This window comes from Streptomyces sp. NPDC058326, assembly GCF_042879855.1.
Taxonomy (GTDB): domain Bacteria; phylum Actinomycetota; class Actinomycetes; order Streptomycetales; family Streptomycetaceae; genus Streptomyces.
Genome location: NZ_JBHVZO010000006.1, coordinates 276,714 through 289,903 on the forward strand (window position 1 = coordinate 276,714; position 13,190 = coordinate 289,903).

Annotated in this window: 10 protein-coding genes; 8 read left to right on the forward strand and 2 right to left on the reverse strand. The window is 72.6% G+C overall.

The window, feature by feature from the left end:
• Positions 1-13 precede the first annotated feature (13 nt).
• Positions 14-1,072 (reverse strand): iron-siderophore ABC transporter substrate-binding protein, encoded by a 1,059-nt coding sequence (locus ACFVYX_RS15030; protein WP_389681771.1) that lies wholly within the window; start codon positions 1,070-1,072, stop codon positions 14-16.
• 109 nt (positions 1,073-1,181) lie between these two features.
• Complete coding sequence (locus ACFVYX_RS15035; protein WP_389681772.1) at positions 1,182-2,549, reverse strand: lysine N(6)-hydroxylase/L-ornithine N(5)-oxygenase family protein; 1,368 nt, start codon at positions 2,547-2,549, stop codon at positions 1,182-1,184.
• Positions 2,550-2,786: 237 nt separating this feature from the next.
• Between ACFVYX_RS15035 and ACFVYX_RS15040 the strand changes: the two genes are divergently transcribed.
• The 8 genes from ACFVYX_RS15040 (at position 2,787) to ACFVYX_RS15075 (ending at position 13,170) form a co-directional block, all read left to right on the forward strand.
• Positions 2,787-3,734 (forward strand): methionyl-tRNA formyltransferase, encoded by a 948-nt coding sequence (locus tag ACFVYX_RS15040; protein ID WP_389681773.1) that lies wholly within the window; start codon positions 2,787-2,789, stop codon positions 3,732-3,734.
• Between the two features lie 26 nt (positions 3,735-3,760).
• The gene (locus ACFVYX_RS15045) at positions 3,761-4,429 is read left to right on the forward strand and encodes a winged helix DNA-binding protein (protein WP_389681774.1); all 669 of its coding nucleotides are present in this window, start codon (positions 3,761-3,763) and stop codon (positions 4,427-4,429) included.
• A gap of 233 nt (positions 4,430-4,662) precedes the next feature.
• Positions 4,663-5,715 carry an iron-siderophore ABC transporter substrate-binding protein gene (locus ACFVYX_RS15050; RefSeq protein WP_389681775.1) on the forward strand — a complete coding sequence of 351 codons (1,053 nt, stop codon included), beginning with the start codon at positions 4,663-4,665 and terminating at the stop codon, positions 5,713-5,715.
• 15 nt (positions 5,716-5,730) lie between these two features.
• Complete coding sequence (locus ACFVYX_RS15055; protein ID WP_389681776.1) at positions 5,731-6,765, forward strand: FecCD family ABC transporter permease; 1,035 nt, start codon at positions 5,731-5,733, stop codon at positions 6,763-6,765.
• Positions 6,762-7,853 (forward strand): FecCD family ABC transporter permease, encoded by a 1,092-nt coding sequence (locus ACFVYX_RS15060; protein WP_389681777.1) that lies wholly within the window; start codon positions 6,762-6,764, stop codon positions 7,851-7,853. The genes ACFVYX_RS15055 and ACFVYX_RS15060 overlap by 4 nt, the downstream gene beginning before the upstream one ends.
• Entirely contained in the window at positions 7,835-8,023 is a 189-nt protein-coding gene (locus tag ACFVYX_RS15065) for a hypothetical protein (protein WP_389681778.1), read from the forward strand. The genes ACFVYX_RS15060 and ACFVYX_RS15065 overlap by 19 nt, the downstream gene beginning before the upstream one ends.
• Positions 8,024-8,065: 42 nt before the next feature.
• Entirely contained in the window at positions 8,066-12,541 is a 4,476-nt protein-coding gene (locus ACFVYX_RS15070) for an SNF2-related protein (protein WP_389681779.1), read from the forward strand.
• Positions 12,538-13,170: a hypothetical protein gene (locus tag ACFVYX_RS15075; RefSeq protein WP_389681780.1), complete on the forward strand. Its 633-nt coding sequence runs from the start codon at positions 12,538-12,540 to the stop codon at positions 13,168-13,170. The genes ACFVYX_RS15070 and ACFVYX_RS15075 overlap by 4 nt, the downstream gene beginning before the upstream one ends.
• Positions 13,171-13,190 lie beyond the last annotated feature (20 nt).

Below are 13,190 nucleotides of genomic sequence, written 5' to 3' on the forward strand. Positions count from 1 at the left end.
CTGGTGGGCGGCGTCACTTGACGGCTGCCAGCAGCGGCTCGATCTCGTCGATGGCGTACGGGATCGACAGAACGGTGTTGAAGGAGAAGGCGGCGCCGATGTCCGGGCCCTGGTACGGCACGAAGAGGTCGCGCTTCTCCTGGTGGACCTTCAGCTTCTTGTAGAGCGGCTCGGCCTTGATGCGGTCGTTGGCCTCGGTGCTCGAGGTCACCCAGACGAGCCGGTCGACATCGAGGACGTTCAGCTTCTCGGCGCTGAGTTCGGCGACGTTCCAGCCCGGCTTGGCCAGGGTGTCGAGCTCCGGCTTCAGCTTGAAGCCGAGCTCGGAGAAGAAGATCGACTTGGGGTCGGTCTTGGTGAACGCCGAGTACTTGCCGGCCTCGAAGCTGTCGGCGACGGCGAGGGTCTTCGTCGCGAACTCGGGGTGCTTCTCGCGGACGGCCTCGAACCGGGCGTCGATGTCCGTGATCAGCTTGCCGGCCTCGGCGTCCTTGCCGAGCGCCTTGCCGATCTGCCGGGTCATCAGCTGCCAGGGGGCACCGTAGTCGGGGTGGTCCTTGGGCTGGGCGACGACCTTGGTGAACGTGGAGAGCGTGTCGTACTGCTCCTTCTTCATGCCCGAGTACTGGGCGATGACGAGGTCGGGCTTGAGCGCGGCGATCTTCTCGATGTTGTACTCGTCGCGCTCGCCGACGATCTGCGGCTGGGTGGAGCCCCACTTGTCCTTGGTCCAGGGCCACTTGCCGTACGGCTTCTCCTTGAACCAGTCGACGGCACCGGCCGGCTTGACGCCGAGCGCGAGCACGGCGTCCTGGTCGGAGAGGCCGAGGGTGACGATCGTCTTCGGCTCCTTGTCGATCGTCGTGGAGCCGTACTTGTGCTCGACCGTGACGGGGAACGCGGCGGACTTGCCGCCCCCGTCGGCCGATGCCGAGGTGGTGGTGGACGGCGACTCGGACTTCTCGGCCCCACCGCCGCAGGCGGCGAGGGCGAGTGCCGCCACCACGACGGCGGCCACACGGGGGGCGGATCTGGCGAACCGCGCCAGAGCGGGACGTGCACCAGCGGACACGGACGTTCCTTTCGGGGGATTCACTGTGCGTGCCACGGCCGCCGGATACGGAGGGTGCCGCCCGGGCGGAACGTGACGTTGTCGCGTGGGGGGTGGAGCGGGGGGCGCGCTAGCGCGCCGTGCCGACGCCGTCGGCCATGGGCCGGACCTCGCCGGCCGCGGGAACGGGCGAGTCCGCGGCCGGGCCCCGGTCGAGGACCGAGGCGAGGATCTCGCCGACCCTGATCGCGGTGTTGGAGAGCAGGGAGGACGTGATGCCGTGGGTGTGCTCGGTACCGCCCTGGAGGTAGATGCCGCAGCGCAGTTCGGGGTCGGTGGCGAGCCGGTAGTCCCGTCGGACGCGGACGCGGCCCTGGTCGTCGCGGTGGCAGCGGTCGGCGACGGGACCGAGGAGGCCGAGGGGTTCGGCGGGGCTGTATCCGGTGGCGTAGACGACGACGTCGGCGTCCAGCGCGGTCTCCTCGCCGGTGACGAGGGAGGTGACGAAGGCACGGACCTTGTCGGGGCCGTCCACGACGCCGGTGAGCCGGGAGATGTTGAGGAAGCGCAGCCTCTCGGTGCCGAGGACCTTCTCCTGGTAGGCCTGGCGGTACAGGTCGTCGATGAGGTCGATGTCCACCACGGAGTAGTTGGTGTTCCCGTGGTAGTCCATCAGCTTGCGCTTGATGTCGTCCGGGGCGGTGAAGTACTCGTCGACGGCGTCGGGGTCGAAGATCCGGTTGGCGAAGGCACTGTCGTCCGCGGGGCTGTAGCCGTAGCGGGAGAAGACGGCGCAGATCTCGGCCTCGGGGAACCGCCGGTGCAGGTAGGCGACGTTCTCGGCGGCGCTCTGTCCGGCGCCGACGACGACGAACCGCTCGGGTGACGTGCCCTCCAGGCCGTCCACCTTGGCGAGCAGGTCGGAGTTGTGCCAGACGCGGTCGCTGCGCTCGACGCCCTCCGGCATGCGCGGGCGGAGTCCCGTACCGAGGACGAGGTTCCGGGCGCGGTGCACCACGAGTTCGGTACCGGAGCGGGCGGTCACGTCGAGGTACTCCACGACGCCGTCGCGTTCGACCGGTTCGACGGAGACGATCTCGTGGCCGTAGGAGACCATGTCGTCGACCTTGGACGCCGCCCACTCGAAGTAGTCGTGGAATTCGACGCGCAGCGGGAAGAGGTTCTTGTGGTTGACGAAGTCGATCAGCCGGCCCTTGCTCTGCAGGTAGCAGAGGAAGCTGTACTCGCTGGTCGGGTTCCGCAGCGTCACCAGGTCCTTGAGGAAGGACACCTGCATGGTCGCGTCGTCGATCAGCATGCCGCGGTGCCAGCCGAACCGGGGCTGGCGCTCGAAGAAGTGGGCGGTGACCGCTTCCTGCCTTCCGACGCGCGCGTTGTGCTCGCTGAGCGCTATCGCCATGGCCACATTGGACGGCCCGAAGCCGATACCGATGAGGTCGTGGACCAGAGGTGCGTCACCAGGAGGAACCTGCGACATGTCACTCCCATCGTGCGGGAAAGAGGCTGAGGGGGAACGGGCTTCGGCCACACCGGAGTTGCGGCAGCCACGCAGAACTTAGGTAAAGCTAACCTGATCTGGTGACGCTGTCGACGGGTCAAAACGGACAAGCCGCAAACGAATCTTTTCAACAACCGCGCGAATCAAGCCAGTTGCGCTGTTAGGTAAGCCTTGCTTTACTTCTGACGGTCATTCGCTCTTCCGAGGAGGAACCAGATGCGGGTCGTCATGTTCGGCTACCAGACCTGGGGTCATCGCACCCTCCAAGCGCTCCTGGAATCCGAACACGACGTGGTGCTCGTCGTGACCCACCCCCGGAGCGAGCACGCCTACGAGAAGATCTGGAGCGACTCCGTCGCCGACCTCGCCGCGGAGCACGGCGTCCCGGTCGTCATCCGCAACAGGCCCGACGACGAGGAGCTGTTCGCGCGGCTCAAGGAGGCCGACCCGGACATCATCGTCGCGAACAACTGGCGTACGTGGATCCCGCCCCACATCTACAGCCTGCCGCGCCACGGGACGCTGAACATCCACGACTCGCTGCTGCCCAAGTACGCCGGCTTCTCCCCGCTGATCTGGGCACTCATCAACGGCGAGCCGGAGGTCGGCGTGACGGCCCACATGATGGACGAGGTGCTCGACGCCGGGGACATCGTCGAGCAGCGGGCGGTCCCCGTCGGACCGAAGGACACGGCGACCGACCTCTTCCACAGGACGGTCGACCTCATCGCCCCGGTCACGATCGGCGCCCTCGACCGGATCGCCTCCGGCGAGGCCGAGTTCACCCCGCAGGACCGCTCGCGGGCCAGCTTCTTCCACAAGCGGGCCGAGGACGACATCCGGATCGACTGGAACTGGCCCGCCGAGGTCCTGGAGCGCCTGGTCCGCGCCCAGTCCGCGCCGTACCCGAGCGCCTTCACCTTCCACCGGGGCAAGCGCCTCGAAGTCCTCTCCGCCGTGGTCTCCGAGGGGTGTTACGGCGGCACGCCGGGACGTGTCTTCTACCGCGAGGGCGACGGCGTCGTGATCGTCGCCGGCGCCGACGCGCGCACGGGCCGCAACCACGGCCTGGCCCTCACCCGCGTCCGGACGGAGGACGGCCGCGAGCTGCCGGCCACCGAGTACTTCACCTCCATGGGCGGCTACCTCACCAGCCGTCCCTGACCGCCGGGGTGGGTGAGGAGCAGCCGATGGAGCAGCCGGTCGTCTCCGGTGTCACGCACGACCTCTCGGGGGCGACGTTCGCCGTCGTCGGCATCTCGAGCGGGCCGACTGACTGGGCGAAGGTGTTCCGCGCCCTCGCGGACGCCGATCTGGCCCTCGGCTCGCTCCCGGGAGCCGGCGCCGCCCCTCCGGCCCCGGGCATCACTCCGCCGTCGCGGAGCATGACGCCACCCAGCGTCCTCGACCTCAACGCGTACCTCATGCACGCCGTCGGCCGGGCCGCCCGCCGCAGACTGACGGAGAGACTGGAGGCCCGGGGGTTACGTCTGTGGCATCTCACCGTGATGGCGCTCCTCGCGGACCTGGGCCCCCAGATGAAGACGGCCCTCGCGCGGCGGCTCGCCATGAACGCCAGCGACCTGGTGAAGATCGTCAACGATCTGGTCCGTGTCGGCCAGGTGGACTGCGTCCGGGATCCCGTGGACCGGCGCCGCGTCGTCGTACGGCTCACTCCGGAGGGCGAGACGTCCCTGCGGAGCCTCAGCGCGGAGATCGCGTCCACGGACGACGAGATCCTGGCCCCTCTCGACGCGGGGGAACGCGCGCAACTGGCCTCCCTTCTGCGCCGTGTGCACGGCCACCTCGAACCTGCACCGGCCGACCCGGCCCGCGAGCGTCCCGGCTCCCCTCCCTGACCGGGCGGGCGGCCACGGTCGCCCGCCCCCTGCCTGCCCCCGGTCGCCGGCGAGCCCGCGCGAGCGGCGCCAGGCACCGGCCCACCGCGTTGATCACACCGTGACCTCCTGGCGCTCACCTGCGGACAATCATAGGTTAGGCTCACCTAACAAGAGCCGCGATGGTGATGCCCCCGCATGAGGGAGGTCCGTCGGCGGCTCCGTACATCCCTGCCCGGAGACAAGGATCCACCATGCCTTCTGTGTTCACCCCCCTGCCCCGTCGCGTCCTCGTGGCGGGCGCCGCCGCGGTCTCGCTCGGCCTGATGGTGACCGGGTGCGGCTCGGACGAGAAGAAAGACGACGCGGCAGGATCGGCGAGCAAGGCCCCGGCGGGCGCTTTCCCCGTCACCATCAAGAGCGCCCTCGGCGAGGCCGTCATCAAGGACAGGCCGAAGCGTGTGGTGACCCTCGGTCAGGGCTCCGCGGAGACCGCCATCGCCCTCGGCAACGTCCCGGTCGGCATCGAGAGCTACCCCTGGGGCAGCGACAAGACCGGCTACCTGCCCTGGATCCACGCGGCGGTGAAGAAGTCCGGCGCCACGCTGCCGAAGCAGTTCAACGGTGGCGAGGAGCTCGACATCGAGGCCATCACCGAGCTGGAGCCCGACGTCATCCTCGCCCCGTGGTCCGGCATCACGCAGAAGCAGTACGACATCCTCAAGGACATCGCGCCGACCGTCGCCTACCCCGAGAAGGCGTGGAGCACCGACTGGGACCAGCAGATCGAGATCGTCTCCAAGGCGCTCGGTCAGCCGGAGAAGGCCAAGGAGCTCACGGCGAAGATCGACAAGCAGCTCGCCGACGCCGCCGCGACCCGCCCGAACTACAAGAACGTCACGTTCTCGTACATCTACAACACCGGCCCCGGCACCCTCGGCGTCTTCAAGCCCGAGGAGCAGCGCGTCGCGATGGTCTCCAAGCTGGGCCTCAAGGTCGACCCGGTCGTGAACACCTTCAAGGAGACCGAGGGAACCGACTCCGCCCTCATCGGCCTGGAGAACGCCAACAAGCTGGCCAAGAGCGACATCGCCTTCACCTTCTACATGGACGACAAGTCCCGCAAGGAGATCGAGGCCCAGCCCCTGTACGCGGCGATCCCGGCCGTGAAGAAGGACGCGCTCGTCTACAGCCACGACCAGCCCTTCGTCACCGCCTCGTCGATGATCAACCCGCTGACGGTGCCGTACAGCATCGAGCGCTACCTCCCGATGATCGACAAGGCCGTCGCCAAGGCCGGGAAGTAACAGCGGGTCCCCAGCGTGACCACTCTCTCCCGGATCGGGCAAGGCCCCGCCGTCGTACGGCGGGGCCTTGCCCGGCATGTCATGGCCGCCGTCCTCTGCCTGGTCCTGCTCGCCCTGGCGCTCCTCGCCAGCGTGATGTTCGGCAGCAAGCCGACCTCCGCCGGCGACGTCCTGCGGGTGATCACCGGTGACGGCGACGGCTACACCCGGACCGTCGTCGAGAGCCGCTACCCGCGTACCGCCCTCGGCGTGCTCGCGGGGCTCTGCCTCGGTGTCGCCGGCACCCTGATGCAGGGCATCACGCGCAATCCGCTCGCCGAGCCGGGACTTCTCGGCATCAACGCGGGCGCGTCCGCGAGCATCGTCGCCGCCACCGCGTTCCTGGGCGCCGCGGGGCAGCGGGAGACCATCTGGTGGGCCCTCGCCGGGGCCCTCGTGACCGGTGTCGTCGTCCATGTCGTCGGCACCGCCGGGGGCGGCGGTGGACCGGTGCGTCTGGTCCTCGCGGGCGCGGTGCTCTCCGCCGTCCTCGCCGCGTTCATCCAGGCCGTCGCGCTGTCGAACCCGCGGGTCTTCGACACCTACCGCTACTGGGTGGTGGGCGCCCTCGGCGGGCGCGGCTCCGACGCCTTCTGGGCGGTCCTGCCCTTCGCCGCGGCCGGCCTGTTCCTCGCCCTGCTGCTCGCGCCGGGGCTCAACGCCATGGCGATGGGCGACGACAAGGCGGCCTCCCTCGGCATCAGTCCGGCCCGTGTCAAGGGCGCCGGGCTGCTCGCCGCGACCCTGCTCGCCGCCGCCGCGACGGCGGCCGTCGGGCCCATCGCCTTCGTCGGCCTCGCCGTCCCGCACGTGGTGCGGGTCCTCGTGGGCGCCGACTTCCGGGCCCAGATCCTGTTCACCTGCCTCGCGGGGCCCACGCTGCTGCTCTTCGCCGACGTCATCGGCCGGATCCTGCTGCGCCCGCAGGAGCTCATGGTCGGAGTGGTCACCGCCTTCGTCGGCGCCCCCGCCCTGCTCTTCGCCGTTCGCCGTATGAGGGGAGCGGCATGAAGACCGCCGACCGGACGACCGCTTCTGACAGCACCGTGACGACGGGGCGGACGCGGCCCGCGGGCCGCGGAGTGCTGCGGATCGGCCCCTGGGTCGCCGTCCCCGTGCGCCGCGCCACCGTCGTCGCCGCCGTGGTGACGCTGCTGCTGCTCTGCGGGGCGGCCGTGGCCACCCTGTCGATGGGCAGGCTCGGCATCGGCCTGCCCGACCTGCCGTCGGCCCTCGCCGGTGACGCCACGGGCAAGAACGCCTTCGTCCTCAACAGGCTGCGCGGCCCGCGGCTCGTGGTGGCCATCGCCACCGGCGCGGCCTTCGGCCTGTCCGGGGCACTGTTCCAGTCCGTCACACGCAATCCGCTGGGCAGCCCCGATGTGATCGGGCTCGGCTCCGGCGCCGGGGCGGGGGCCGCGGCCGCGGCCCTCTTCCTGCCCGACGTCCTGCCGGTGGCCGTCGGGGCGCTGCTCGGCGCGGTCATCGCGATGGCGATCGTGTTCCTCGCCACCGGCACCGGGTTCCGCAGCCCGGGACGGCTCGTGGTGGCCGGCATCGGCGTGGCCGCGATGGCGACGGCGCTCACCCAGTACGTGGTCTACGCCGTCGAGCGCGACAAGGCCAGTGCCCTGACCGCGTACGTCAACGGCAGTCTCAACGCCCGTTCCTGGGAGGACGCGGCGACCATCTGGACGGTGCTGCTCGTCTCCCTGCCGTTCGCGGCCCTCCTGGCGCGGCCCCTGAGCGTCGGCGAGATGGGCGACGACCTCTCCACCGGCCTGGGCGCCCGCCCCGGCCGGACCGCGACCTCGGCGGTCGTGCTGTCGATCGTCCTCTCGGCGGGCGCGGTCAGCGTGGCCGGGCCCATCGCGTTCGTCTCCCTGACGGCGCCGCAGATCGCCAAGCGCGTCACCCGCGGCGGCGGCCCGCACCTCGTCCTGTCCACCCTGCTGGGGGCGCTGCTCCTGGTCCTCGCCGACCTCACCGCGCAGCAGCTGCCGCTCTTCGACGACCTGCCGGTCGGTCTGTACACGATGGCCGTCGGAGGCGCCTACCTGGGCTATCTGCTGCTCCGTGAGTGGAAGCGCCCCTCCTGACCCGGGGCTCCGTCCGCCCCGGGACGATCGACCCGACCGCCCCGTACGCCCTCCGGCGTGCGGGGCTGTTCGCCGTTCCGGACGCGGGGACACCGTCCGCGTCCCGGGGCAACCAGGGCCCCTCCGGCGCCCGTTGGCGGATCAAGGGCCACCCCGGCTCCGTATACTGAGCGCGCACGTCCCCTCACGTTCCGCGTACGGAGGTTCTCCTCTTGGGTGGTCGTCCTCAGCCGGCCGACGGCGTCCGGCAGTCCGGTGCTCCCACGGGAACCGCCGTACGGCCCCCGTGGCACGAGCGGGCCAGGAAGGCCGTCGTGGCGGGCCGGTTCGACGCCGGGCTCGCGTCCGAGGCGGAGAGCCTGGCGCGGGCGGGGCGGCTGACGCGACCGGATCTGCGGATGCTGCTCCTGGTGACGGACGACCACCCGGGATGGCTGACCGCCCGTCGGCTCGCGGTCGAGGCGACGGAGGACGCGCCGGAGGTCCCGCAGCAGGTGCTGACGGCTCACGCGCAGATCGAGTCCTGGCCGCCGGTGGCGTACGAGGAGTCGGCGGAACACCTGGCGAGCGGGCATGTGCGGCACACGGCGGCGGTACGGCTCGGGCCGGCCGGCGCCCAGGTGACGGGCCCGGCGCGAAGCGCCCCGACGGTGTCGCTCGCCCGCAGGTCCGCCGCCCACGCGATGCTCCGCCGGCTCGCCGGCGTCGAGGAACCGGCGGGGACGGCCGGGGGCGGGCGGCTCACCGTGCCGGGCATGGGCACGGAGGCCTTCGAGTCGCTGCTGCACGCCCGCGTCCACACGGGGGAACCCGGCGAGGACCTCACGGCCGAGGTCGTCCGCAGGGCGGGATCGGCACGGCTGCGCCACCGCGACCTCCAGGTCCTGCTGTTCGGCGCGCGGGGACCCGCCTGGCGGGAGCCACGCCTCTGCGCCCTGCGGCTCGTCGCGCGGATGCAGGCCTCCGCGGCCACGCTGTTGCGCCGGCACGCGGACGCGCGGGGGGCGGAGCCCCGGCACACGGTCGTCCCGTCCGACGGCGGCTTCTCCTGCCGCTGGAGCTGGGACGGCCCGGACGGTCCCGCGGTCGAGGGCGCCGAGCGCACGGCACGCGACCGCCGGCAGGCCGTCCATCTCGGCGCGGTCGCCCTCCTCGCGGAACTCACGGGGCTGCCCGTGCCCGAGGAGGAACGGGACCCGGGCGACCGGGGGGCCCGTCCGGCGGCGCGGATCCAGCCGGTGCCTCCGGGCCAGGACCCGGTGAAGTACCTGAACAAGTACACCCAGCTGGAGATCATCTCCAGGCCGGAGTCGACGTTCACGGCCGCCCCGAAGAGCGTCGTCTGCTCCTACGCGTGCACGCTCGTGCGTACGGGGGCGGAGGTGCGTGTCACCCGCCGGGCGAAGACGAGGGGGGACGCGCGTCGCGCCGCCGCGTCGGCGCTGATGGAGGAGCTGGTCGCGGCGGACGCGGCGCGGACGCTCCCGACGCAGGCGCGGGCGACGAAGCCGTCGGACGGCCCGGCCGCCGTGAATCCGCCGCGGACCGCCGGTACTCCACCGGCCACCCTCGTCGCGCCGCGACACGCCGTGAATCCGCCGGCGTCCGCCGGCGCCCCGCCGCGTCCCACCGTGACGCCGCCGGCCGTCACCCCGCCCCGTCCCGCCGTGACTCCGCCGCCCGCCGTGCCCCTTCCCTCGCCCGCCGCCCTGCCCCGGCCACGGCCCACGCCTGCCGTGCCGTCCCCTCCCGCCCCTGTGACGGCCCCCGCCCCCGTGTCGCGCGTCCCGGCAGCCGAGGTCGTCGGAGAGGCCCTCGCGGCGGGGTGCGCCGTCGCCTTCCTCCCGGACCAGGGCGACGGTGAACCGGCCGCGCTGCTGCTCCACCGGGCCGACGGGGCTCCGATGCCGGACGCCGAGCTGCCCGCGCCTCTGTCCGTGACGCGCCGGTCGCCGGTCGCGCCTCAGGACTCGGCGTCCGCACCGGTGACGGGGTGGCGGGTGCCGCTGGCCCACGCCCTCCCCGTACTGCTGCGCCGGGACCGGGGCTCCAGGTGGCATCAGACCGCGTCGACGTGGGAACAGGCGGCCCGCCTCGGGCTCCAGGCCGTCGCCGCCGGGCGCGTACGTCCGGCGCTCTCCCCGGACGGGGCGGACCGGTGGCGGATGGGACCGCTGCCCGCCGCCATCGCCCGGGAGGTGGAGGAGCTGATCCGCCGTACGGCTCCGCACGCCGACGCCGTGGCCCGTGTACCGGCGTTCCTCGACGCCCTGGCCGACACGATGCTCCGGCCCCCGGCGGCCGCCCTCTTCGGCACCGGACCGTTCCTCGCCCCGACCGGCGGCCGGCTCGCCGAGGAGGAGGCCGACCATGTCCAGCCGTGGCTGGACATGGTCGAGGACCGGCTCGACACCGCCCCGCGCCCCGGGCTCGCCGTCGAGTTCGCCGAACCGTCCGAGGACGAGGCCGTCGCCGGGCGGCTGACCGGCCGTCTCCTCGTGGTCATCGCGGACCCCGCCGGGCCGGACCACGAGGTCGCCGCGTCCCACCTCGGGACGGGCCAGGAGGCAGTGGGCGGCGTCGAGCCGTACCAGCTGCGGGAGCGGGTGCGGCGGTGCGTCGAGCGCTCGGTCCGCCACTGCGCGGCCCTGTCCGGGCTCCTCACCTCCCCCGAGCGCCTGGTCGCGGACACGGCGGGGATCGTCGGGCTCCTGGAAGCCGAGGCCGAGCTGGCCGCCGAAGGTCTCGTGCTGCGCTGGCCGCCAGGACTGCGCGACCGACTCTCGGCCCACACGGTCGTCGGCGAGGGGACCGGCGTCGGACCGGCGACCGGTGCCGGCCCGGAGACCCGACTCAACCCGGCGACCGGCGTCGGCGCGGACGGTGGACCCCAGCCCCCTGAAACGCCCCTCACCAGCGGCGCCCCCCGTTTCAGCCTCCAGGCGCTCCTCGACTTCCGCTGGCAACTGGCCCTCGGGGGCGACGTGCTGAGCGAGGCCGAGATGGACGCGCTCGCCGAGGCGGCCCGCCCCCTGGTCCGGGTGCGGGGCCGCTGGGTGCTCCTCGATCCCCTCACGGTCGCGCGCGTGCGCCGCAGGGAGCTCGGCCGACTCGCCGGCATCGACGCGCTCACCGCCGCCCTCACCGGCACCGTGGACGTCGACGGCCGTACGGTGCCGTGCCGGGCGGGCGGTGACCTCGCCGGTGTCGTCGAGGTCCTGCGCCGGGGCGAGCACGCGGCCCCGGTTCCCGCGCCGGACGGCCTCCGCGCCGTGCTCCGCGCCTATCAACAACGCGCACTGGCCTGGCTCTCGCACACCGGCGGGACCGGATTCGGCGCGGTCCTCGCCGACGACATGGGACTCGGCAAGACCCTCACCGCGATCGCGTACACCCTGCACCGGTACGAGAACGGGCACCGCGGCCCGGTCCTCGTGGTGTGCCCGTCGTCGCTCGTGACGAACTGGGAGCGGGAGTACCGCAGGTTCGCCCCGCACCTCGACGTGACCGTCTACCACGGCACCCGGCGGAGCCTCGACGCCGCCGGGGACCGCACCGTCGTCCTCACCACGTACGGCGTGCTGCGCCGCGACACCGCACTCGCCTCCCGCGACTGGGATCTGGTGATCGCCGACGAAGCCCAGCACGCCAAGAACCACGCCTCCTCCACCGCCCGTCGTCTGCACGCGCTGACCTCGGCCACCCGGCTCGCCCTGACCGGGACGCCGGTGGAGAACAACCTCTCGGAGCTGTGGACCCTGCTCGACTGGGTCAACCCGGGCCTCTTCGGGCCCCTGAAGAACTTCCGGTCCCGGTACGCGGCCGCCGCCGAACGCGACCCGGACGGTCCCGCCGCCCGCGCCCTCGCCCGGCTGATCGCACCGTTCCTGCTGCGCCGCAGGAAGACCGACCCGCAGGTCGCCCCCGAACTGCCCGCGAAGGTCGAGACCCGGCGGATCGTCGAGCTCACCCCCGAGCAGGTCGCCCTCTACGAGGCCGTCGTCCGCGAGACGATGGAGCAGCTCGCGGACCGCCCCTCCCTCGCCCGCTCCGGGCTCGTGTTCAAACTGATCACCGCACTGAAGCAGATCACCAACCACCCCGCCCACTACTGGGGCGAGGAGCACCCAGGGCCCTCCGGCGCGGCGGAGTTCACCGCCCGCTCGGCCAAGCTGGAGGCGCTGGCCGAACTCGTCGAGACGATCACCGGACGTGGCGAGGCGGCGCTCGTCTTCACCAGTTACGTCACCATGGGCAGGCTGCTCACCGAGCACCTCACCCACCTCGGGCACCGCCCGCTGTTCCTCCACGGCGGTCTGGACACCCGGCAGCGGCAGGAGCTCGTCGACGCCTTCCAGGCGGGCCGCTCACCGCTGTTCGTGCTCTCCGTCAAGGCGGGCGGCACCGGCCTGACCCTGACCAGGGCCAGCCATGTCGTCCACTTCGACCGCAGCTGGAACGCGGCGGTCGAGGACCAGGCGTCCGACCGTGCCCACCGGATCGGACAGCGCCAGACGGTCACCGTCCACCGTCTGATCACGCGCGGCACGATCGAGGACAGGATCGATCAACTCCTCAGCCACAAGCGGGCCTTGCAGGACACCGTGCTCGGCGCGGGGGACACCGGGCTCGCCCGGCTCAGCGACCGCGAGCTCGCGGACCTCGTCAGCCTGGGAGGCCGGGAGTGACCTCCTCGGCGGCCGGGCCGCTCCCCGACGGTGACGCGCGCGGCATCGGTTCCGTACTGGACGGCCTCGGCGATCCGCCCCCGCCGCCGCTCCCCGCGCTCGACACGCTGCGCGCGCTCGTCGCCGACGCCGCCGACCGCGCGGCAGCCCTCCTCGACGGCTCCGCGAGCACCGGCGCCCTCCCGGCCGGCGCCGGGGACGTCGACGACGTCACCGCGGACATCGTGCGCTTCGTCGCCCGGAGCGGAGACACCCATCTGGAGCCCGCCGCCGCGAGGCTCGGCGTGTCCTCCGGGCAGCTGAGGCTGCTGGTCACGGCGCACCGGTTCGGAGGGCGGCCCGCCGTCGCCACCTGCCTCGCACCGCAGCCGGCCGAACCCGACGTCCTCGCCGCCGCCGAGCACGCCGTCCAGCCGCTCCGCCCCTCCCCCACCGCCCCCGTGGAGCGCCACCACAACCGTCTCACCGACGCGCCCGCCCGCGTCCAGCTGCGGTACGGCCCCGACCTCCGCTGGCATCCGTACGTGGAGCGGTACGGCACCTGGCAGCCGGCCGCCGAGCCTCACCCCGACCCCGCCGTGGCGTACCGGGCGGCCCGTACGGCGCTCCGGGCGTCGCACCGGAGGTAAGGGCGGGGGCCACCGGGAGC